The following is a 21,067-nucleotide window of genomic DNA, read 5'->3' as shown; positions in this document are numbered from 1 at the left end:
CCCGAGCCAAGCCCTGTTTGTAGACTCAACACGATGCTGAGGTCAGCATGAAATACCATCCATCGATATGTTGACCGACACCGCTTGACAAACAAGTCCTCATAGAAGCGGCTGTTCAAGACCTCGTATGTCTGCATCGTGAGCAGCGGCCATCCGGGCATTGCGGACAAGATCACGATGAAGCAGTTCCAGCAGGCGCGCCATGCCGTCGTCAGCCCGGACGGGCGGGAGCACTTGCTCGAGCGCTGGCTCAAGGAGAAGAACATCCGGCGCGACGTGTTCATCGACGTCTCGCATTTCATGAGCCTGGTGGCGATCGTGCCGGGCAGCGAACTCGTGGCCACCGTGCCGCGCGAAATCGCCGAGGTGATCGCCCGGCACGCGAGCGTGAGGATCGTGGACGCGCCATGGAAGACGCCTCCGATCGAGGTTCACCAGTTCTGGCACCGTCGCTTTCACAAGGACCAGGCGGTCGTCTGGCTGCGTGGGGTGGTGCACGCGCTGCTTCGCCATTAGGGCGGCCGCGGCATGCCAAGATAGCGCCGTCGAACCATCGAGACAGCCATGCGACGCCTGCGCTTCCTCACCAACCGCCATCGCGCGCCCTCGACCAACAGGGCCCTGGGGCTGCTGCTGGCCTTCAACGCGGGTGCCGTCAACGCGGGCGGCTTCCTGGTGCTGCACATGTACACCTCGCACATGACCGGCTTCGCCTCCCAGCTCGCGGATGGCCTGGTGCTGGGCAACGCGAAGCTGCTGCTCAACGCGCTGGGTGCGGTGCTGGCCTTCCTGAGCGGCGCGGCGGTCTGCGCGATGCTGGTCAACTGGGGCCGCCAGAATCGCCTGCATGGCGTCTACGCGCTGCCCCTGCTGCTGGAGGCGATGTTGATGCTTCCCTTCGGGCTGATGGGCGCGATCACGTTGACCTGGAACACGCCCTTCGCGGTGCCGCTGACGGTGCTGCTCCTGTCGTTCATCATGGGGCTGCAGAACGCGGTGGCATCGAAGACCTCGGGCGGCAGCATCCGCACCACCCACATGACCGGCAACATCACCGACCTGGGCATGGAGCTCGGCAAGCTCTTCTACTGGAACCGCGCCGACCACGCCACGGCGGCACCGGTGCGCCACGATCCGCGGCGCATCCGCATGACCAGCGGCCTGGTGGGCATGTTCGTGCTCGGCGGCGTCGTCGGCGCGCTGGGTTTCAAGTACGTGGGCTTCATCTGCACGCTGCCGCTGGCGGCGCTGCTGCTGGCGCTGTCGCTGCCGCCGCTGGCGCGCGATCTGCCCCGCTCGCGGGTGCTGCGGCGCTTGGCCGGCTTCCTTGGGTGGCGAGCCGGGCGCTAGGCGTTGCCGCCGATGCGGCCGAAGCGCCCGGCTGAACTGGCCGTTCAGCTGGGTACACATCTCGATACATCGCGATTAGCATAGCGGGGCTCGGCATCGCGCCGGCACGGGCAGACAACAAGCACTCGAAGATGTCCTGGATTCAAGAATTTTCCCTGCAGGGTCGACTGAGCCGCACCGGCTTCTGGCTGCGCATGGGCGTGGTGGTTCCGGTGGCGCTCTGGCTGTGCACGGCGGTGCAGCAGCGGCTGGGCGCACCCTTCGACCTGATCCCCGTGCTGGCCCTCGTGGGGCACCTGGTCTCGGTCTGGGGCCGCCGGCTTCACGACCGGGGGCGGTCGGCCGCCTGGCTGCTGCTGGCGGCCGTGCCGGTGGCCGGCGCGATCGCGCTGCTGATCGAATGCGGATTCCGCGGCCCGGCGGCGAACGCCGAACGCTACGGCGCGCCGGCGGGCGTCCGCAGCGACTATCTGCGGGTGACGAACCCCGCCACCGACCCCGCCCTGCCATGACCAACCACCACATCGTCAACGACGTCACGCAACTGAACCCGGTGCGGGTGATGGCCATCGTCGCGCCGGCCTGCACCGGGGACGTCGTCGAAGCATTGCGCCGCACCTCCGGGCCGGTCTCGATCGGGGGCGGGCGCTTCAGCATGGGCGGGCAGACGGCCAGTCCGGGCAGCCTGCATTTCGACATGCGCTCGATGAATCGCATCCTCGCGTTCTCGCCCGACGAGAAGACGATCCGGGTCCAGCCCGGCGTTCGCTGGTGCGACATCCAGCGCTTCGTCGACCCGCACGGCCTGGCGGTGAAGATCATGCAGACCTACGCCAACTTCACGGTCGGCGGGGCCTTGAGCGTGAACTGCCACGGCCGCTACGTGGGGCTCGGCCCCTTGGTGCTGTCGATCCGCAGCATCGAGGTGGCGCTGCACGACGGCCGGCTCGAGCGCGCCAGCCGGACGCACAACCCCGAGCTGTTCTACGGCGTCGTCGGCGGCTACGGCGGACTCGGCGTGGTGGTCGAGATCGAGCTCGACCTGGCCGAGAACAAGCGCGTGCTGCGGGTCGACAAGGTGATGCCGCTGTCGCAGTACTGGACCCACTTCAAGAACGAGGTCCGCAACAACCCGAAGGCGGTCTTCCACAACGCCGACCTCTACGCGCCGCACTACGCGAGCGTGCGCTCGGTCACCTGGGTCGAGACCGATCGCCCGGCCACCACCTCGGCGCGGCTGCAGCCGCTCGCGAGCCGCTACCCGCTGCATCAGTACTTCCTGTGGGCCGTGTCCGAGACGCCCTTCGGCAAGGAGCGGCGCGAGAAGCTCGTCGACCCGCTGCTGTACCTGCGCAAGAAGGTGCACTGGCGAAACTACGAGGCCGGCTACGACGTCGCGGAGCTCGAGCCGCCGTCGCGCAAGGACCGGACCTACGTGCTGCAGGAATACTTCGTCCCGGTGGAGCAGCTGGAGGCCTTCGTGCCCCTGATGGCCGCGGTCCTCCGGCGCCATCGCGTGAACGCGTTGAACGTGTCGATCCGCCACGCCATGCCCGACCCCCACACCTTGCTGAGCTGGGCGCCGCGGGAGACCTTCGCCTTCGTGCTGTACCACAAGCAGCGGACCCGGGAGAACGCCAGGAGCCGGGTCGGCGTCTGGACCCGCGAACTGATCGATGCGGTGCTGTCGGTCGGCGGCACCTATTACCTGCCGTACCAGCCGCACGGCACCGAGGCGCAGTTCCATCGCGCCTATCCGCGCGCCAGGGAGTACCTGGCCCTGAAAGAACGGCTCGACCCCGACTTCCGCTTCACCAACGTGCTCTGGAACAAGTACCACAAGCCGGGGCAGCCGGTGCCCGCCGCCACCGATGCGCCGAGTTCGGAGTTCCACCAGGTCTTCGGCGATGTGCGGCTGTCCGATGCCTTCTATCGCTTTCTCCAGAGCGTGTTCCGCACCTTGCCGGAAGACCGCTTCCACCAGCTGATCCGCGATGCCTGCAAGCTGCACAAGGACGAAGAAAGCGTCTACCGCTATCTGCAGAGCGAGCTGAAGGGCATCAAGCCGATGCTGGCCGACCTGACGCATGCGCTGCCGTCGCTGGTCAAGCAGAAGGCCGAGATGACCCGGCAGACGCTGCAACTGCTGGGCGAGCGCAAACGCTTCTCGGGCTATGCCGAGATCGGCTCCAAGGGACGCTACTTCCGCGGACTCGCGTCGGCGCTCGACATCGGCGGCCCCTGCTACTTCATCGACGAGAAGGCGCCGACCTTCTCGCCGGTCGACATCATGGAGCGCGGGCAGCTTCGCAAGCTCGAGGGCCGGCACCTGCCGCTCGCCGACTACGCGCCGCTGCCGGCCGACCCGATCGCCGACGCATCGCTCGACCTGGTCGCCTGCTACGTCGGGCTCCACCACATGACGGTGGAGCGGCTGCTGGGCTTCCTGGCGTCGGTCAACCGCGTGCTGCGCCCCGGCGGCGTCTTCATCGTCCGCGACCACGATGTGCGCTCGGAGGCGCTGCGGGTGCTGGTGTCGCTGGCGCACACCGTCTTCAATGCGGGACTCGGCGAGACCTGGGAGACCAACCGGGCCGAGCTTCGTTTCTTCGAGCCGGTGGCGACCTGGGTCGAGCGGCTGGCGCAGGCGGGCTTCAAGGACTCCGGCGCCCGCATCCTGCAGGACAACGACCCGACCGACAACGTGCTGCTGTGCTTCACCAAGGAAGGCCGGGCGCTGACCGGCAGCGTGGCGAACGACGCTGCGGCAGCGCCGCTGCCGTCCGTGCGGCCCGAAGCGCTCGCGGCGGCACGATGAAGAGCGTCCGGCCTCTGCTCGCACTGGTGTTCGCGGGCCTCGCGCTCGCGTCGTTCCACGGCGGGGCCGCCGCGGCGGAAGCCGCCACGCCGCCGGTCCACCAGCGGACCCCCGACCAGACCTTCCTGACCTTCCCCGAGTGGTACCTGGTGCACAGCCCGGCCGAGTACGCTGCCTACCTGGCCAGCGGACGGCCGCCCAGTGCTTTTCCGCTGTTCTCGCACATCGGCCAGTTCTGGCAGGGCTACCGGGCGGTCGGCCGCGAGCTCGGCAACTATCCGTTCAATGGCGGCTATCACCTCATGGTGATGGTGATCGGCACCAGCACCACGGTCGAGTACGCGGTCAAGGGCGCCTACGAGCACACGGTCGGCAGGCTCGCGGAGGCCACGCGGTCGGGCCCGGCGCCAGTGCCCGAAGAAGTCTTCGCGGCGCGCTATGCGCAGGCCTATGTGGACTTCATCCGGGTCGACCCCTGGTACCTGTTCGACTTCGGCGCCCAGCTTCGCCGAATGTGGGCGGAGGGCCTGCCGCTGTCGGGGCCGAACCTGCTCCGGCGCTGGGAGCGCCGGTTCGCGCTGACGACCGAGCTGCTGGTGAAGGCCGGCTATGCGCAGGCGATCAAGCTCGGTACCCACGCCATCTATGACGCGCCGCTGCCGGTCACGGCCGTGGTCCTCAGCGGGGCGCCGGCCAGGGATGCCGCGCACCCCGACTACGCGCTGCTCGAAACCGGCGCCGCAGGCGTGTTGGCGACGATCCCGCGCTACGAGGGCTTCACGGCCTACAGCCGCTGGCTCGCGGGCCAGGGGATCGACTTCAGGGAGATCGCCGGCAACCGCGGCGAGGTCGTCGCCAGCCTGCTGGTGCCGGCGCAATGGTCGCCGCCGCCCGGCGCGACGGCGCGGGTGCTGTTCGTGCAGCCGATCCTCACGCGGCCGGGCACCGTGAGAGTGGTGCTGGCCACGCCGATCGACCGGCTCGGCGGCCTGCTGCGGCAGGTCGAGTCGGGGCTGGGCGGCAGTGCCATCGAGCATGTCTACGACTTCTAGAACGGTCGCCTCGACGGTCCTGCGCTGCGCGGCGCTCGCGCTGCTGCTCGTCGGTGCCGTCCTCGTCGCGGCCGCGGGATGGATCGCCTACGCCCACGGCGCACGCGCAGCGCGGGAGACGAAATCGGTCGAGCAGCTGGCCGGCGGGCAGGGCCGCTGGGTGCCTGCCGGCGATGCCGCGCTGTATGTGCAGGAGTGGGGGGAGGCCAAGGCCCCGACGCTCCTGCTGCTGCACGGCACCGGTGCCTGGAGCGGCACCTGGTTCGGGCTGCCCCGGACGTTGAGCGAGGCCGGGTGGCGCGTCGTGGCCGTCGACCTGCCGCCGTTCGGGCTGTCGAAGCCGGCGCTGACGGGTGCCGGCCCGGACTACTCGCGCGCGGCGCAGGCGCGGCGTGTCCTCGGCCTGATCGACAGCCTCGGGGCGCCGGTGGTCCTGGTCGGCCATTCGTTCGGCGCCGGGCCCGCGCTCGAGGCGGCGCTGCAGGCGCAGGGGCGGGTGCGCCAGCTGGTGCTGGTCGATCCGGCGCTGGGGCTGGGCCCGATGGGCGAAGCGCCGGTCTGCGAGGCCGGCGGCCCCGGCTTGCTGGCGCACCGCGATCTTCGAACCGCCCTGGTCGGCGCGACCGCGACCTGGCCCGGACTGACGGGCACGCTGCTGAAGCAGTTCGTTTTTTGGAAGGACGCGGTGACCGACGCGCTCGTCCCCGCCTACCGGGTGCCTTTCGAACGCCAGGGCTTCACGGCGAGCCTCGGCGACTGGGCGCAGGCGTTCGCGGTGTCGGCCTGCGAGAACGCCGCCAGCCTCGACCCCGCGAAGCTGCGCGGCTGGGCCGCCGGCGGCCTGCCGGTGGCGCTGCTGTGGGGCGAGCAGGACAGCATCACGCCGCTGCCGCAGGCGCGTGCGCTGCAAGGCTGGATTCCGCAGGCGACGCTGACGGTCCTGCCTCAGGTGGGGCACATACCGCACATCGAGAGTCCCGAGGCCTTTGCCGATGCGTTGCTGGGCCGGCTGCCGTCGGCCGCGGCGCCTTAGTCAGGCCGCAGCGCCAGCCGGCGTCCAGGCCGCACCCTGCACCGCCAGCAGCCCCGAGCGCCCCGCCACCTCGCCCTGCTGCAGCCGGTGCCGCGGCAGGGTGGAGCGATCGACCGCCGCGGCGAGATCGCCGAGCGTGACCAGCTGGTGCCCTTGGGCCTGCCAGCCCTGCAGCAGGCGCTCGAACACCGGCATGAGCTTCATGCCCTCGAGTTCGGCGTGCAGCGTGTAGACCTGGTCGCGGTCGGAAGCGGCCGTGAGGCCCAGCAGGTGGGCGTGGACGTTCTGCGCATCGAGGCCGTCGATGCCGATCAGCTCGTCGAGGGTGGGCAGCGTGGTCGGAAACTGCGGCGGGCCGATGACGCGCCCGTCGTCGGCCACCGGGATGAACGGCCCCTCGCCGCGCGTGTCCGACGCCAGCGCGATGCCGAGCGCGGTCTCGGCCTGCGCGGCCGCCGCGTTGAACTGCCATCCGGCGGCGCCGTGCAGGCGCGGGGCGCTGCCGAAGATCTGCGTGTGCCGCTCGACCGCGCGCGCCATCTGGCGCAGCGTCCATGCCGCATCGCGCTGCGTCAGGTGGTCCTGCCAGTCGATGTGGTCCCAGCAATGCACGCCGACCTCGAAGCCGGCGTCGCGCACCGCGCGCAGGGTCGAGGCTTCGCGCTTCCCGATATCGGGCCCCGGCAGCAGGCTGCCGTAGAGCAGCGTGCGCACGCCGTAGTGCTCGACCACCGAGGTGCGCGCCACCTTGCTCAGGAAGCCGGGCCGGAACACGCGCAGGATGGCCCGTCCGGTGTGGTCGGGTCCGAGGCTGAACAGGAAGGTGGCGCCGGCGCCGACGCGCTGCAGCAGCGCCTGCAGCCGGGGCACGCCTTCGCGGGTGCCGCGCAGGGTGTCGACGTCGATCTTCAGTGCGATGCGCGCCATCGTCTCAGAGCGCCAGGTCGGCGGCCGCCTCGGCCTCGTCCCGGTAGTACGCGAAGAGGCTGGCGAGCGCCTCCTGCATGCCGACCTGCGGCTTCCAGTCGAGGTCCTTCATGGTCGCGCTGATGTCGGGCACGCGGTGGGCGACGTCCTGGTAGCCGCGGCCGTAGTACTCGGCCGACGACACGTCGGTCAGCCGCACCGCCGCGGCCGCCTCGGCGTATTCGGGCAGCGTGCGTGCCAGGGCCAGCATCATCTCGGCCAGCGCGCGGATCGAGTGGTTGTTGGCCGGGTTGCCGATGTTGTAGATCTTCTGGTCGGCCACGCCGCCTTCGTTGGCGATGATCTTGACCAGTGCCGCGATGCCGTCGTCGACATAGGTGAAGGCGCGCTGCTGGCTGCCGCCGTCCACCAGCCGGATCGGCTCGCCGCGCACGATGTGGCCCAGGAACTGGGTGATCACGCGGCTCGAGCCCTCCTTGGGCGTGTGCAGGCTGTCCAGGCCCGGCCCGATCCAGTTGAACGGGCGGAACAGCGTGTAGCGCAGCCCTTCCTGCATGCCGTAGGCGTGGATGACGCGGTCCATCAGCTGCTTGGCGGCGGCATAGATCCAGCGCGGCTTGTTGATCGGGCCGTAGACCATGTTCGACGATTCGGGGTCGAAGGCTTCGTCTTCGCACATGCCGTAGACCTCGCTGGTCGAGGGGAAAACCACCCGCTTGCCGTACTTGAGGCACTGCCGCACGATCGGCAGGTTGGCCTCGAAGTCGAGCTCGAAGACGCGCAGCGGCTGCTTCACGTAGGTGGCCGGCGTGGCGATCGCCACCAGCGGCAGCACGACGTCGCACTTCTTGACGTGGTATTCGATCCACTCCTTGTTGATCGTGATGTCGCCTTCGAAGAAATGGAAGCGCGGGTCGCCCAGCCACGGCCGGACCCGGTCGGTCTGCATGTCCATGCCGTAGACGTGCCAGTCGGTGGTTTCGAGGATGTGGCGGGTGAGATGGTGGCCAATGAAGCCATTGACGCCGAGGATGAGGACTTTGAGCATGGGGCGATCCGTGGGTTGGGGATGATTCAATGGTCGACCGGCACGCAGGGCGCACCGAAGCGGCGTTCGAAGCCGGCCGCGTCGATCGCGCCGGCAGGGCCTTGCGCGGCCAGCACTTCGAGCGTGCTGCCGTCGGCGGCCAGCAGCCAGAGCACGCCGGCCTCGCTCGCCAGCCGAAGGCCGGCGCCGGGTGCCCGCCGCGGCCGTTCGGCGAAGCGGGTGCTGTCGATGCGGATGCGCTCCCCGCCGATGTGGCAGAAAGCGCCCGGGTAGTGGGGGGGCGCGAGGGCGCGCACCAGGTTGTGGATCTGCAGGGCGTTGGCGCTGCCCGGGATCAGGCCGTCTTCCGGCTTGCGGCCGCCGAAGTAGCGGCCCTGCGAGAGGTCCTGCGGGCGCTCGACGGCGGTCCCGGCGAGCATCAGCGGCAGGCTTCGCGCCAGCACGATCTCGGCCGCGACGACGACTTTGCCGAACACCTCGTGGGCGGTGTCGTCGATCAGGATCGGCACCGCGCACTGGTCGACGATGGCGCCGTTGTCGGGCTTCTCGTTCATGCGGTGCAGGGTGGCGCCGGTCTGCGTCGCGCCCTCGATCACGGCCCAGTTCACCGGCGCCCGGCCGCGGTACTGCGGCAGCAGCGAGCCGTGCATGTTGAAGGCACCGCGGCTCGGCAGCTGCAGCCAGGGCGCCTTGAGCATGTGGCGGTAGTAGAACGAGAACAGGAAGTCGGGCGTCGATGCGGCCGCCTCGGCCAGCAGTTCCGGCAGGTGCGGGTCGGCGGGCGTCACGCAGCGCAGGCCGTGCGCCGCCGCCACGCCAGCCACGCTGGAGAACCAGATGGCCTCGCCGGCGGCGTCGGCATGCGTGACGACCAGCGGCACCTCGACGCCGGCATCGAGCAGCACCCGCAGGCAGCGCACGCCGACGTCGTGGTAGGCGAAGACGATGGCCTTCATGGGCGCTTGCGCTCCAGCACGGCGTTGATGACGTAGCGCGGCCGGGCCCGCACCTCCTGGTAGATGCGCCCGATGTACTCGCCCAGCAGGCCGATGCCGAACAGCGCCAGCCCGACCAGCAGGAACAGCAGGGCGAAGAGCGTGAAGACGCCGCCTTCCTCGGGCCCCAGCACGACCCGGCGCGTCGCCAGGATCAGGAACAGCAGCGCCGACAGCATCGACACCACGATCCCGAGCAGCGAGAACGCCTGCAGCGGCACCAGCGAGAAGCCGGTCACCAGGTCGAAGTTGAGCCGCACCAGGCTGTAGAACGAGTACTTCGATTCACCCGCGTGCCGCTCCTCGTGGCCGACCACCACCTCGGCCGGGTTGCGCGAGAACTGCAGTGCCAGCGCCGGGATGAAGGTGTTCATCTCGTTGCACTGGTTGATCAGCTGCACCACGTTGCGGCTGTAGGCGCGCAGCATCGAGCCGTGGTCGGTCATCACGATGCCGGTGAGCCGATGGCGCATCCGGTTCATGGCCCGGGACGCCCAGCGTCGCCAGGCCTGGTCCTGGCGGTCGCGGCGGATCGAGCCGACGCAGTCGTGGCCGCGGTCCATGGCGTCCAGCAGCAGGCGGATGTCCTCGGGCGGGTTCTGCAGGTCGGCATCGAGGGTGACGATGCGGTCGCCCCGGCAGTGCTCGAAGCCCGCCAGGATCGCCCGGTGCTGGCCGAAGTTGCCGTTGAAGAGAATGACCCGCGTCACGTCGGGCCGACGCTCGAACTGCGCCGCCAGCAGCGCGGCCGAACGGTCGCGGCTGCCGTCGTTGATGAAGATCAGCTCGTAGGAGACCCCGAGCGCATCGAGCGCCGGGTAGAGCCGCTCGAACAGCGCCGCCAGGCCCTGCTCCTCGTTGTAGACCGGAATCACGACGCTGAGCTCGGGCGTGTCGTCGTCGATGTCGTCGTCGTTGTCGTGGTCGGCCTCGTGGCCGGGAACCGACTGCAGCGGCGTCATGGCCGCGCCTCCTGGAGGTCCGCCATCACGGTGGTGACGGCAGCACACACGCGATCGACGTCGGCGTCGGTCATGGCCGGGAACAGCGGCAGCGTGACCGTGCGTTCGCCGATGTCCTCGGCGACCGGGAAATCGCCGCGGGCGTGGCCCATGGCCCTGAACATCGAGAACAGGTGCATCGCGGGGTAGTGCACGCCGACGCCGAAGCCCAGCGCCTTCATGCCGGCGACGAAGTCGGGGCGCGCCGCGGCGAACGCGCGCGGCAGCAGCGGCTGGAACATGTGCCAGTTGCCATGCAGTTCCGTGTCTTCGGGCGGCAGCTCGAAGCCGAGCGAGCGGTCCCAGCGTTCGAAGTAGCGCCGGGCCAGCTGGCGTCGGCGCAGATTGAAGTCGTCGATGCTGCGCAGCTGTCCCAGGCCGATCGCCGCCGCGATGTCGGTCATGTTGGCCTTGGCGCCCCAGGCCTCGACCTCCATGCCGCCGCCGGGCAGCCGCTGGACCCCCTGCAGCCGCAGCAGCTCGAAGCGCCGCGCTTCGGCCTCGTCGTTCATCACCAGGCAGCCGCCTTCGCCGAAGGTCATGTTCTTGTTGGCGTGGAAGCTGAACGACACCAGGTCGCCGAAGCTGCCGATCGGCCGCCCGCCCCATTGGGCACCGAAGGACTGCGCCGCGTCCTCGACCACGCGCAAGCCATGGGCCGCGGCCAGCCGGTTGAGCCGGTCCCGGTCGACCGGCAGGCCGGCCAGGTCGACCGGCAGCAGGGCCCGCGTGCGCGGCGTGATGGCGGCCTCGATGCGGTCGAGGTCGATGTTGCGGGTGGCGGCATCGGCGTCGACGAACACCGGCGTGGCGCCGACCGCCAGCACCACGTTGGCGGTGGCGACCCAGCTCATCGGCGTGGTGATGACCTCGTCGCCCGGGCCGATGTCGCACAGCCGAAGCGCCAGCTCGAGCGAGGCGGTGCCGGAGTTCACCAGCCGCACCGGCCGTCCGTCGAAGCGCTTGGACAAGGCGGCCTCGAGCGCCTGGCACTTCGGGCCGGTGGTGAGCCACCCGGAGCGCAGCACCTCGGACACTTCGGCGATGGTGCGCTCGTCGATCGAAGGGCGCGTGAAAGGCAGGAAGGGGATGTCGTTCAATTCGTGCTCCCGCTGCGCGCCACCAGGATGACGCCGACGACGATGACTGCGATGCCGAGCCAGCGCTGGGCGTTGACCTGTTCGCCGAACAGCCACCAGGCCAGCGCCGCGTTGACGATGTAGCCGATCGAGAGCATCGGGTAGGCGATGCTCACTTCGACCCGCGACAGGGCGACGATCCAGACCACCACGCTGATCGCGTAGCAGGTCAGGCCGCCGAGGATGCCGGGGTGCTGGGCCAGCCCGGTCGCGCTGCGCCAGAGCGCGGCACTGCCGTCGCTCATGGAAATCTCGCCGACGCTGCGCGCCCCGGCCTTGAGCAGCAGCTGGGCTGCGGCGTTGAGCAGGACGCCGGTCAGCACCCACGCAAAATCGATGATCTTCATTGTCTGGCTACCACCACGCGTCGTTGATCCTGAAAGATGACCCGCATCGGAAGGCCGCGCTGGCGCAACGCGCTGAAGCTCGGGAAGTCCATGTAGGCCGCGGCCTGCGGCAGTGCCTCCCAGCGGCTGGCGAAGGCGTCGAGCGAGTCCAGCGAGCGACCGGGCTCCAGCACCTGGCCCATGGCGAATTCGTCCTCGTAGTCGACCAGAACGACGTCCCGCCGCAGGTAGAAGGGCAGCGTCTGGTCGTAGATCCCGACCGCGAACATCGGCGCCCCGGACCGCAGCACCGGCTCCAATGCCGACACGATGGGCGCCGCGCTCTTGAGTTGTCCGTAGGCGTTGTGGGCCGCCATCACCATCGTCATCCCGATCAGATGGCCGAGCGCCAGGCTGACGATGGCCAGCGTGACGCCGCGCCGCCGCAGGGCCCACCAGGCGAACGCCGCGAACGCGAGGAAGACCGCGGCGCCCCAGCGGATGCCAACGCCGAGCTGGGCGAAGATCTCGGCCGGCGTCGAATGGGAGGCCACCCGGGCGCTCTGCGTCGAGGCGACCAGCGCGATCGACCAGACCAGGATCGGGACCAGCAGGTGGGCGCGCAGCGCGCGCGGGCTGGCCTGCTGCAGCCGCAGGCCGATCAGCAGGGCCAGTGCCGGGAACATCGGCAGGATGTAGGAGGGCAGCTTCGAACCGCTGGCACTGAAGAACAGCAGGATGAAGACCGAGTGCACGAACAGGAAGTCGGCCGGCGCGACGCCGCGCGGCGGCGCGTCGCCCGCGCGCCGGGGGCCGAGCCATGGCAGCGCGCTGGTCCAGGGCAGCATCCCGCCGAGCAGCAGCGGCAGGTAGTACCACCAGGCGCCTTCACGCTGGTGGACCTTGGTGAGGTAGCGCGCGAAATGCTCGTGGATGAAGAAGAACTGGGCGAAGGTCGGATTGCGCATCGACACCAGCACGAACCATGGCGCCGCCAGCGCCAGGAAGATCAGCAGTCCGGACCACCAGTGCATCCGGCGCCAGGGACCGAAGTCCCGGCGCCAGAGGCAGGTCAGGACCAGCGTCGCGCCGGGGATCAGGATCCCGACCAGCCCCTTGCTGAGCACCGCGCCGGCCATCGCGGCCCATGCGAGCCAGATCCAGTTGCGGCGCACCGCGGGTGTCGCGGGAACGTTCTCGGCGATCAGGACGGCGCACAGCGCGATCGTGAGGAACAGCGTCAGGCCGGCGTCGAGGGTCAGGAAATGAGCGTTGCCGAAGACCCAGGTCATCGACGCCGCGATCGCCAGGGTGCGGATGCCGGTCTCCCGGCCCCACAGCCGCGAGGCCGTCGCGCCGACAGCGAGCACCGTGAGGAAACCGGCGAGCGCCGGCCACAGGCGGGCGGCGAACTCGTTCAGGCCGAACAGGTGCAGGAACAGCGCGCTGAGCCAGTACTGCATCGGCGGCTTCTCGAAATAGAGCAGCCCGTTCAGGCGCGGCGTGATCCAGTCGCCGCTGCGCATCATCTCCCAGGCGATGCTGGCGTAGCGGCCCTCGTCGGGGCTGATGAGCGAGCGCATGCCGAGCGAGCCGAACCAGATCACCGCCAACGGGGCGAGCAGCAGGGCCAGCATGCCGCGAGAAAGCGGTCGCTGGTCCACGAGGGGCGGTGCGGGGTGGTACGTACCTCGATCGATCGGGTGATTCATGAATACATTGGATGTACATCCGGGCCGGTGCTGCATCGCAACATCGTCGCCTCGGCGGCGCATGTCGATGATATGCGGCGCAGTGGCTCGGCCTCCGCGGCCGACCGCTTGGTCAGAAGGATGACACTGGAAGTGGCGCCTTGGATGCTATGTCCGCCACCTGCACGAAACCTGAACGGCCGGACCCCGTCCGCGGGTCAGGCGGTGTTCAGCCGCCTTTCATCCTCTGGCCCTACATTGCCGCCATGCTCCGCGTCAGGCAACTGGCCAATGACTTCGGCGGCCCGTTCGATCTGGACCTGGCGCGCGGCGAATGCGTGGCCGTGCTGGGCGCGTCCGGCGCCGGCAAGAGCGTGCTGCTGCGGCTGATCGCCGACATGGACGTCGGCACCGGAGCGGTCACGCTCGACGGCCTCGACCGCGACCGCACCAGCGGCCCGCAATGGCGGCGGCGCGTCGTCTACCAGGCGGCCGAACCGGCCTGGTGGGCACCCGATGCCGCCGCGCATTTCCGGCCCGGCGACCTCGCGCAGGTCCATGCCCTGCTGCCGATGCTGGGCCTTTCGCTCGATCTGATGGACGTCGACATCGCTCGCCTGTCGACCGGCGAGCGCCAGCGTCTGGCGCTGGTACGCTCGCTCGCGGTCGGCCCCGACGTGCTGCTGCTGGACGAGCCGACCGCTTCGCTGGATGCGGCGTCGACCGCGGCGGTGGAGGCCCTGCTGCGCCAGCGCATGGACGGCGGCCTGGCGGTGCTGCTGGTCACGCATTCGCGCGAGCAGGCGGCGCGCCTGGGGCAGCGCGCGTTCGACATGATCGACGGCGCGCTGCACCCGGCATGACGATCCACCTCGACACGCTCGACGTCGGCGTGGCCGCCCTGCTGGTGCTGGTCAATGCGGCGGCGTCGCTCGCGCTCGGCCTGCAGGTGCATCGGCAATTGCTGTGGTCGGCGTTCCGGATGGTCGTCCAGCTGCTGCTGGTGGGCCTGGTGCTGCGCGCGGTCTTCGCGGCCTCCTCGGCGCCCGCCACGCTGGGCATCGTCGCGCTGATGATCCTCGCCGCGGCCCGAGAGGTCGCGGTGCGGCCCCGGCAGCGGCTGGCGAACGGCGGCAACTTTCGCATCGGTGCGCTGGTGGTGACCGTGTCGGGCATCGTGACCGTGGCGCTGGCGCTCACGACCGCGATCAGGCCGGTGCCCTGGCACGACCCGCGCTATGCCATTCCGCTGATGGGCATCGTGCTCGGCAGCGTGCTGAATTCGGCCAGCCTCGGGCTCGACAGCTTCTTCGAGGACGTGCGGGCCCGGCGCTCGGCGATCGAGGCCCGGCTGGCGCTCGGCGACAGCGCCCGGCAGGCCCTGGCCGTGACGGTGCAGGCCGCCATACGCCGCGGCATGATCCCCCTCGTCAACCAGATGTCGGCGGCCGGCATCATCACGCTCCCGGGCATCATGACCGGCCAGCTGCTGGCCGGCATGGACCCGCTGGAAGCGGCCAAGTACCAGATCCTGTTGTTGTTCCTGCTGAGCGGTGCCGGCGGGCTGGCCGCCGCCGGGGCGGTGTGGCTGGCCGCGCGCAGCGTCACCGACGAACGGGATCGCCTGCGGGTCGATCGCCTGCAAGCGCCGGCGAAGCGCCGTGTGCGCGCCGAAGGTAGAGGAACACGATCCAGGGCAGGCTGAGTCCGATCGCCGCGTCGCGGTTGGCCGAGTTGACGCTGGTCGCCACCAGCAGCACCAGCATCGCGACGAAGGCCAGCCGCCCGGCGAGGTCGGCGCGCCGCCAGGCCATGCCCAGGCCGGTCGCGAAGACCAGTGCCAGCGCCAGCAGCCCCGGCACGCCGGTCTGCGAGCCCATCCACAGGAAGTCGTTGTGCGGCATGTTGTAGTCGTGCAGCAGGCTCGGCGCGCGGCGGTGCCATTCGCTGGTCCAGCTGCCGACGCCCCAGCCGGCCCAGGGGCGCTCGATCATCATGCGCGAGGTCTCGCGGTACATGTAGAAGCGCACCACCCAGCTGCCCTCCGACACCGCGCCGGCCTGGGCGGCCTCGATTTCCTGTACGCCGAGCTTGAACTTCTCCTGCGCCGATGGCGCCTGCGAGATCAGCCCGCCGGCGGCGATCATGACGACGCAGAGCGACACGGCGAGCGCGCGCAGCCGAAGGCGCCATTGATGCACGCAGGCGCCGAGCACGGCGACGAACAGGGCGATCAGCGAGGTCCGCGATGGCAGCGCCAGCGTCACGATGACCGCGCAGCCCAGGGTCGCGGCGAAAGCGGCCGCCAGCCAGGCGAGCCGTTTCGGCGTGGTGCGCGGCAGCGCCAGCGCCCAGGTCGCCGCCGACGCGCCGAGCAGCGCGAACAGCAGGGCGTCGTTGATCGACTTGTTGCCCTTCATCGTCGTCAGGTTGTGCCACAGCGGCAGGTCGGGCAGGCCGAAGGCGCAGGTCAGCAGCATCACCGTGAGCGCCAGCAGGGCTCCGGCGAAGAAGCCGCGCAGGCCCCAGGCGGCTTCTTCATCGGACAGCAGGATCGGCAGCACCATGGTGGTCGCGATCCGCAAGCCGTGCCCCAGCTCGACCGGCGTCCCGGGATAGCGCGGGCCGAACGCCAGCACGGCCAGGGTCCACAGCAGGAAGGCCGCGATCGGCCAGCGCAGCGGGTGCGTGCGCAGGCGGTCGAGGCGCTCGGGCAGCGGGCCGCCGGCCAGCATCGCGATGATGAGGAAGACAGCGCCGGCGTAGTTGAGCCCGACGGGCATGAAGACGACGGCGCCCCAGAGAAAGGCGCAGGTGCGAACCCAGGTGTGCCTGGACATTGGATGCAGAAAGGGGAAAGCGGCCGCCCGGCGATCGGCGCGGGCGCGGGCGTGGGTGCGGGCAAAAAAAGTTGCGCGATTCTTGGCGATGAGGGTGAACGGATCGTGAATGTGAATGCCCGGGACCCCGCCATGGGCGCCGTGTAGGATGCTGCACCGATTGCGGAGGTTCCGAGCCATGCCCCCTGCGACGCCGAGCATCGACGAGCTGCGCCAGCTCGAATCGGACGACTTTTCCCTGGTCCTGGGGGGGCCCCTGTTCCAACTCTGGCGGCGCGCGCACCTGTCGGACGCGGTCGGCAACATGCCGCACCGCCGCGCGCTGGCCGCGGTGCTCCTCGCCTGGGCCCCGCTGCTGCTGATATCCGTGGTCGAAGGACGGGCCTGGGGCAGCATCGAACTGCCGTTCCTGCGCGATCTCGAACTCCATGCCCGCCTGCTGGTCGCATTGCCCTTGCTGATTCTGGCCGAGCTGGTGGTTCATCGGCGCATGCGCCTGGTCGCGCGGCAGTTCCTGGAAGACGGCCTGGTGCCGGACGATTCGCGCGGGCGCTTCCACCTGGCCGTCGCGTCCGCCCTGCGCCTTCGCAATTCGGTCTGGGCGGAAGCTCTCCTCGTGCTGCTGGTCTACGGCATCGGCGTGTTCGTGGTCTGGCGAACGCGATTGACGCTCGACGTCTCGAGCTGGTATGGCGTCGTCGCCGACGGGCAGCTCAGGCTGACGGCCGCGGGCTGGTGGCTGGCCTGCGTGAGCCTGCCGCTGTTCCAGTTCCTGCTGTTGCGGTGGTACTTCCGCCTGTTCATCTGGGCCCGCTTTCTCTGGCAGGTGTCGCGCATCCGGCTGGACCTGATGCCGACCCATCCCGACCGCTGCGGGGGACTCGGCTTTCTCTCGCTGGTGCGGGTGGCCTTCGCGCCCTTCCTGTTCGCCCAGGGCGTGCTGCTGGCCGGCATGATCGCCGACCGGATCTTCTTCGGTGGCGCCAGCCTGCTCGAGTTCGAGGTCGAGATCGCCGGGGTGGTCGCCCTGATGGTGTGCGTGATCCTCGGGCCGTTGTGCGCCTTCAGTGCCCAGCTCGAGGCGACCGAAAACAGGGGCCGCCGCGAGTACGGCACGCTGGCGCAGCGCTATGCGCGCGAGTTCGACCACAAATGGCTGCGCGGCGGGGCGCGGCCCGACGAGGCGCTGATCGGCAGTCCGGACATCCAGGCGCTGGCCGACATGGGCAACAGCTTCGCGATCGTCGAGGACATGCGCTGGGCGCCGTTCACCCTGAAGACCGTGCTGCACCTGGCAGTCACCACGCTGCTGCCCCTGCTGCCGCTGACGCTCACGATGTTCTCGGCGCAGGAGCTGCTCGCCCGGCTGCTGAAGGTTCTCATGTGACAGGAGGCGATCATGGTCATCACAGGCGGTTGCCACTGCGGCAACACAACTTTCGAACTCGGCTGGGAGCCGCAGCCGACCGAGATCCCGGCGCGGGCGTGCGGCTGCTCGTTCTGCACCAAGCACCGCGGGGTCTGGACCTCCAACCCCGGCGGGGTGCTGCGGGTGACCGTGGACGATCCGTCGCTCGTCTCCAGCTACTTCTTCGGCACGCGCACGGCCCGGTTTCATGTCTGCGCGCGATGCGGCGTCGTTCCCCTGGTGACCAGCCTGCTCGACGAGCACCTCTATGCCGTCGTGAACGTCAACGCGTTCGACAACGTGTCGCCGTCGCTTCTTCGCCCGCAGCCGGTGTCGTTCGAAGGCGAGGACGTCGAGACGCGGCTGGCGCGCAGGCGGCGCAACTGGATCGCCGACGTCCGCTTCGTCGAGGGCTGCGCTGCCGTCTCCGATTGAGCCTGCCGCTGGCCTGCGCCGGTTGCCCCGCGGGCGCCCAGGTGCTCCAATGAGCGTCCTTTCTGCGATGAAGGAGACATCCATGGCCTACGAAGCGCGCTACGTGCTGCGACCCAACCCCGGGGCCGATCTCGCGGCCGTCATCGATGCGATGAAGGTGGGTGCGGCGCTCTGGAAGAAGCACGGTGCACCCCAGCCCCGGCTGTGGACGGTGGCGGCGGGCGAACTGGGCAACTATGTGCTGACCGTGGAGTTCGACAACGCAGCGGCCTACGCCAAGGTCACGGACCCGCTGTCGGCCGATCCCGAGTTCCGCCAGTGGCAGGCGGGCAATCTCCGCGCCGGGGCCTTCACCTGGGTCCGCAGCAACCTCTTGCGAGAACTCCCCCTGGCATGAAGAAACCGGAATCGACCGCGGGCCTGTCGCCCTCCGAGCTGATCGACCAGCGGATCGCCGAGCTCGGCGACTGGCGCGGCCAGACCTTGGGCAGGATGCGCCAGCTGATCAAGGAGGCCGACCCGGAGGTCGTCGAGGAATGGAAGTGGATGGGCACGCCGACCTGGTCGCACGAAGGCATCCTCTGCACCGGCGAGTCCTACCAGGCGAAAGTGAAGTTGACCTTCGCCAAGGGGGCTTCGCTGGAAGACCCCGCCAAGCTCTTCAACGCCAGCCTGGACGGCAACGTGCGGCGCGCGATCGACATCGGCGAGGGCGAGCAGGTCGACGCAGGGGCGTTCAAGACGCTGGTGCGGGCCGCGGTCGCCCTCAATGCGGCGGGCGTCAAGGCAAAGCCGAAGCCGCGGCGGGCGGCTTCCTGATCACACAGCGAAACCCGCTGCCTGAACCCCCGCGATGCAGATCGCCTCGTCTTCGTCGCCGGTGCCTCCGCTCGCACCCACCGCGCCCAGCACCCGGCCCTGGGCGTCCTTGATCAGCACCGCGCCCGTCTGCGGCAGGAACCGGCCGGCCGACGTCGCGGCCAGCGAGACGAAGAAGTTCGGGTTGCCCTTGGCCCGCTCGCCGAGCTGGCGGCTCGATACGCCCATGCCGACGGCGCCCCAGGCCTTCGCCTGGGCGACGTCGAAGCGGAACATGCTGGCGCCGTCCTCGCGCGCGAAGGCCTTGAGGTGGCCGGCGTCGTCGAGGACCGCGATGCCCATCGGCTGGTAGCCGGCCTGCTTCGAATGCGCGAGCGCGGCGGCGATGATCTGGTTGGCTTGGGCGAGGGTCAGTGAGGCCATGGTGAGAAGGTGCAAGGTGGAAGAAGTCAGCCCGGGGCGGGCACCGGCATGAACGCCTCGAAGCCGAAGCGGTTCATGCTGCCGAAGGCCGGCGCGGCGGGATGCGACACGAAACGCGTGCGGCAGTCCAGCACCGACGGCAGGCCCGAGGCCAGCGCCCGGCCCAGGGCCGGCGCGAACTGCTCCGCACGGGTCACGGTTTCGCCGAAGCAGCCGAAGCCGCGCGCGATCGCCGCATGGTCGGTGCCTTCGAGGCTGGTCGCGAATTCGAAATCGAGCTGTGCCCGCTGGCCCGAACGGATGATGCCCCAGGCGGCGTTGTTGTGGATGATGCAGACCACCGGCAGCCCGGCGCGGCGCGCGGTGTCGAGTTCGTTCAGCGTGAAGCCGAAGGAGCCGTCGCCCGTGATGTTGAACACCGGCCGGTCCGGATGCTGCAGCTGCAGCGACAGCGCGTACGGCAGCCCGAAGCCGAGGTGGCTCATGCCGGGCTCGTGGAAGCGCGTGCGCACCGCATCGACCGGCGTGAAATCGTTGCTCCAGAAGGTGGTGTGGCCGCCGTCGAACACCGCCAGCGCATCGCCCGGAAGCGCATCGGCAATGGCCTTGGCGAGGGCCGCGGGATGCATCGTCGGGTCCGGGTCGCGCGCCATCGCGGCCAGGCCTTCGACGTAGCGGGCGCGGACCTCGCGCAGTCCGGCGAGCCAGCCGACGTCCGGCGTTCGCTCCGGGCCCTCGGCCGCGAGGGCGGCCAGCAGGTCTTGCAGCGCCAGCCGCGCATCGGCCTGCATCGCCACTTCGTGGAGCACCGGATGGCCCAGCGCGGACGGGTCGGTGTTGATGCTGATGGTGCGGTGGTGGCGGCGCGCCAGGGGCCCGCGGGCATCCCACATCCAGGACGAGAAGCGGCAGCCGACGGCGAGCACCACGTCGGCCTGCTCGAAGGCCGCGCGCAGCGCGTCGCCCGAGATCAGGCCGCCATGGCCGATGAAGTGCGGGCTGTCGCTGGCGACCACGCCGAGGGCCATCTGGGTCGGCACCACGGGCGCGCCGAGCAGGCCGGCGAGGGTGCGCACGGCGTCGACGGCGCCGCTGGTCACCACGCCGCCGCCGGCGACCACCAGCGGACGCCGCGCAGCGCGCAGCAGGGCCGCCGCGCGGGCGACCGACTCGGCCGCCGGGCGGGGGCCGAGGGTGGCGCGGTAGCGCTCCGGCGGCAGTGCGAACTCGTCGTCGGGGTAGTCGGTCGTGGCCGCCAGCACGTCTTGCGGAATGTCCAGGTGGACCGGGCCGGGCCGGCCCGACAGGGCTTCGCGGAAGGCGCGGCGCACCAGTTCGGGCAGGCGGCGCGGGTCATGAACGACCGCATTCCACTTGGTCAGCGGGGCGAACACCGCCTTCGTGTCCAGGTCCATGAACATGCCGCTGTGCGGATAGGCGGCCGCCCGGTGCTGGTTGGTGGTGACGGCCAGCAGCGGCAGGTTGTTGTTGAGCGCCACGCCCATGCCGGATGCGAGGTTGAGGCCGCCGGGCCCCATCTCGCCGACCGCCACGGCCATGCGGCCCGAGCCCGCGTGGACGGCGGCGGCCATCATCGGCGCGCTCGCCTCGTGGCGCACGCCGACGAAGCGCACCGCCTGTTGTTGCGACAGGGCGTGCATCAGCGGCGCCAGCTTGCCGCCGACGATGCCGAAGGCGAAAGGGACTTGCTCGATCGCCAGCAGGCGCACCAGCGCCTGGGCTGCAGTGAGGCGAGGCACGG

23 protein-coding genes are annotated in these 21,067 nt (G+C 70.0%); 13 read left to right on the top strand and 10 right to left on the bottom strand.

Annotated elements, in window-relative coordinates:
* Positions 1 to 111: 111 nt before the first annotated feature.
* The 6 genes from QTI17_RS23885 (at position 112) to QTI17_RS23860 (ending at position 6,253) form a co-directional block, all read left to right on the top strand.
* Positions 112 to 516 carry a LysR substrate-binding domain-containing protein gene (locus tag QTI17_RS23885; RefSeq protein WP_286536120.1) on the top strand — a complete coding sequence of 135 codons (405 nt, stop codon included), beginning with the start codon at positions 112 to 114 and terminating at the stop codon, positions 514 to 516.
* Positions 517 to 564: 48 nt separating this feature from the next.
* The gene (locus tag QTI17_RS23880) at positions 565 to 1,350 is read left to right on the top strand and encodes a YoaK family protein (protein ID WP_286536107.1); all 786 of its coding nucleotides are present in this window, start codon (positions 565 to 567) and stop codon (positions 1,348 to 1,350) included.
* A gap of 131 nt (positions 1,351 to 1,481) precedes the next feature.
* On the top strand, positions 1,482 to 1,862 hold the full coding sequence (locus QTI17_RS23875; protein WP_286536106.1) for a DUF805 domain-containing protein: 381 nt from the start codon (positions 1,482 to 1,484) through the stop codon (positions 1,860 to 1,862).
* Entirely contained in the window at positions 1,859 to 4,168 is a 2,310-nt protein-coding gene (locus tag QTI17_RS23870; RefSeq protein WP_286536104.1) for an FAD-binding protein, read from the top strand. The genes QTI17_RS23875 and QTI17_RS23870 overlap by 4 nt, the downstream gene beginning before the upstream one ends.
* On the top strand, positions 4,165 to 5,220 hold the full coding sequence (locus tag QTI17_RS23865; RefSeq protein WP_286536103.1) for a hypothetical protein: 1,056 nt from the start codon (positions 4,165 to 4,167) through the stop codon (positions 5,218 to 5,220). The genes QTI17_RS23870 and QTI17_RS23865 overlap by 4 nt, the downstream gene beginning before the upstream one ends.
* A complete protein-coding gene (locus tag QTI17_RS23860; protein ID WP_286536102.1) occupies positions 5,204 to 6,253 on the top strand; it encodes an alpha/beta fold hydrolase in 1,050 nt (349 codons plus the stop codon). Before QTI17_RS23865 ends, QTI17_RS23860 begins: the two co-directional genes overlap by 17 nt.
* Here the strand turns inward: QTI17_RS23860 and QTI17_RS23855 are convergent, their stop codons facing one another.
* The 7 genes from QTI17_RS23855 to QTI17_RS23825 are packed head-to-tail and all read right to left on the bottom strand — an operon-like array spanning position 6,254 to position 13,401.
* A complete protein-coding gene (locus tag QTI17_RS23855; RefSeq protein WP_286536101.1) occupies positions 6,254 to 7,180 on the bottom strand; it encodes a polysaccharide deacetylase family protein in 927 nt (308 codons plus the stop codon). It abuts the gene before it with no gap.
* Between the two features lie 4 nt (positions 7,181 to 7,184).
* A complete protein-coding gene (locus tag QTI17_RS23850; RefSeq protein ID WP_286536100.1) occupies positions 7,185 to 8,228 on the bottom strand; it encodes a bifunctional UDP-4-keto-pentose/UDP-xylose synthase in 1,044 nt (347 codons plus the stop codon).
* A 26-nt stretch (positions 8,229 to 8,254) separates the two neighbouring features.
* Complete coding sequence (locus QTI17_RS23845; protein WP_286536099.1) at positions 8,255 to 9,184, bottom strand: formyltransferase; 930 nt, start codon at positions 9,182 to 9,184, stop codon at positions 8,255 to 8,257.
* Positions 9,181 to 10,185: a glycosyltransferase gene (locus QTI17_RS23840; RefSeq protein WP_286536098.1), complete on the bottom strand. Its 1,005-nt coding sequence runs from the start codon at positions 10,183 to 10,185 to the stop codon at positions 9,181 to 9,183. The genes QTI17_RS23845 and QTI17_RS23840 overlap by 4 nt, the downstream gene beginning before the upstream one ends.
* Positions 10,182 to 11,324: a DegT/DnrJ/EryC1/StrS family aminotransferase gene (locus QTI17_RS23835; RefSeq protein WP_286536096.1), complete on the bottom strand. Its 1,143-nt coding sequence runs from the start codon at positions 11,322 to 11,324 to the stop codon at positions 10,182 to 10,184. Before QTI17_RS23835 ends, QTI17_RS23840 begins: the two co-directional genes overlap by 4 nt.
* The gene (locus QTI17_RS23830; protein ID WP_286519476.1) at positions 11,321 to 11,710 is read right to left on the bottom strand and encodes a DMT family transporter; all 390 of its coding nucleotides are present in this window, start codon (positions 11,708 to 11,710) and stop codon (positions 11,321 to 11,323) included. Before QTI17_RS23830 ends, QTI17_RS23835 begins: the two co-directional genes overlap by 4 nt.
* Positions 11,707 to 13,401 (bottom strand): glycosyltransferase family 39 protein, encoded by a 1,695-nt coding sequence (locus QTI17_RS23825; protein ID WP_286536095.1) that lies wholly within the window; start codon positions 13,399 to 13,401, stop codon positions 11,707 to 11,709. Before QTI17_RS23825 ends, QTI17_RS23830 begins: the two co-directional genes overlap by 4 nt.
* Before the next feature lie 245 nt (positions 13,402 to 13,646).
* Here QTI17_RS23825 and QTI17_RS23820 point away from each other — a divergent pair, with 245 nt between their 5' ends.
* Both QTI17_RS23820 and QTI17_RS23815 read left to right on the top strand, forming a co-directional pair.
* Positions 13,647 to 14,243 carry an ABC transporter ATP-binding protein gene (locus QTI17_RS23820; RefSeq protein WP_286536094.1) on the top strand — a complete coding sequence of 199 codons (597 nt, stop codon included), beginning with the start codon at positions 13,647 to 13,649 and terminating at the stop codon, positions 14,241 to 14,243.
* The gene (locus QTI17_RS23815) at positions 14,240 to 15,085 is read left to right on the top strand and encodes an ABC transporter permease (RefSeq protein WP_286536093.1); all 846 of its coding nucleotides are present in this window, start codon (positions 14,240 to 14,242) and stop codon (positions 15,083 to 15,085) included. Before QTI17_RS23820 ends, QTI17_RS23815 begins: the two co-directional genes overlap by 4 nt.
* On the opposite strand, the gene QTI17_RS23810 is transcribed toward QTI17_RS23815, so the two are convergent.
* The gene (locus QTI17_RS23810) at positions 14,985 to 16,220 is read right to left on the bottom strand and encodes an O-antigen ligase family protein (RefSeq protein WP_286536091.1); all 1,236 of its coding nucleotides are present in this window, start codon (positions 16,218 to 16,220) and stop codon (positions 14,985 to 14,987) included. The genes QTI17_RS23815 and QTI17_RS23810 overlap by 101 nt on opposite strands.
* A 3-nt stretch (positions 16,221 to 16,223) precedes the next feature.
* On the opposite strand from QTI17_RS23810, the gene QTI17_RS23805 reads away from it, so the two are divergent.
* The 5 genes from QTI17_RS23805 (at position 16,224) to QTI17_RS23785 (ending at position 18,882) form a co-directional block, all read left to right on the top strand.
* Positions 16,224 to 16,367, top strand: coding sequence for a hypothetical protein (locus QTI17_RS23805; protein WP_286536090.1), 144 nt, complete (start codon positions 16,224 to 16,226; stop codon positions 16,365 to 16,367).
* Positions 16,368 to 16,398: 31 nt separating this feature from the next.
* Entirely contained in the window at positions 16,399 to 17,607 is a 1,209-nt protein-coding gene (locus QTI17_RS23800) for a hypothetical protein (RefSeq protein WP_286536089.1), read from the top strand.
* Positions 17,608 to 17,619: 12 nt separating this feature from the next.
* Complete coding sequence (locus QTI17_RS23795; RefSeq protein ID WP_286536088.1) at positions 17,620 to 18,063, top strand: GFA family protein; 444 nt, start codon at positions 17,620 to 17,622, stop codon at positions 18,061 to 18,063.
* An 82-nt stretch (positions 18,064 to 18,145) separates the two neighbouring features.
* The gene (locus tag QTI17_RS23790; RefSeq protein ID WP_286536087.1) at positions 18,146 to 18,460 is read left to right on the top strand and encodes an NIPSNAP family protein; all 315 of its coding nucleotides are present in this window, start codon (positions 18,146 to 18,148) and stop codon (positions 18,458 to 18,460) included.
* Entirely contained in the window at positions 18,457 to 18,882 is a 426-nt protein-coding gene (locus tag QTI17_RS23785) for a DUF1801 domain-containing protein (protein ID WP_286536085.1), read from the top strand. Before QTI17_RS23790 ends, QTI17_RS23785 begins: the two co-directional genes overlap by 4 nt.
* Here the strand turns inward: QTI17_RS23785 and QTI17_RS23780 are convergent, their stop codons facing one another.
* Together QTI17_RS23780 and QTI17_RS23775 are read right to left on the bottom strand one after the other, a co-directional pair.
* Complete coding sequence (locus tag QTI17_RS23780; RefSeq protein WP_286536084.1) at positions 18,883 to 19,305, bottom strand: GlcG/HbpS family heme-binding protein; 423 nt, start codon at positions 19,303 to 19,305, stop codon at positions 18,883 to 18,885. It abuts the gene before it with no gap.
* Positions 19,306 to 19,331: 26 nt separating this feature from the next.
* Entirely contained in the window at positions 19,332 to 21,065 is a 1,734-nt protein-coding gene (locus QTI17_RS23775; protein WP_286536082.1) for a thiamine pyrophosphate-binding protein, read from the bottom strand.
* Positions 21,066 to 21,067 lie beyond the last annotated feature (2 nt).

The organism is Variovorax sp. J31P179, from assembly GCF_030316985.1.
Taxonomy (GTDB): domain Bacteria; phylum Pseudomonadota; class Gammaproteobacteria; order Burkholderiales; family Burkholderiaceae_C; genus Variovorax; species Variovorax ginsengisoli_B.
This window is presented reverse-complemented; position numbering and strand designations above follow the sequence as displayed.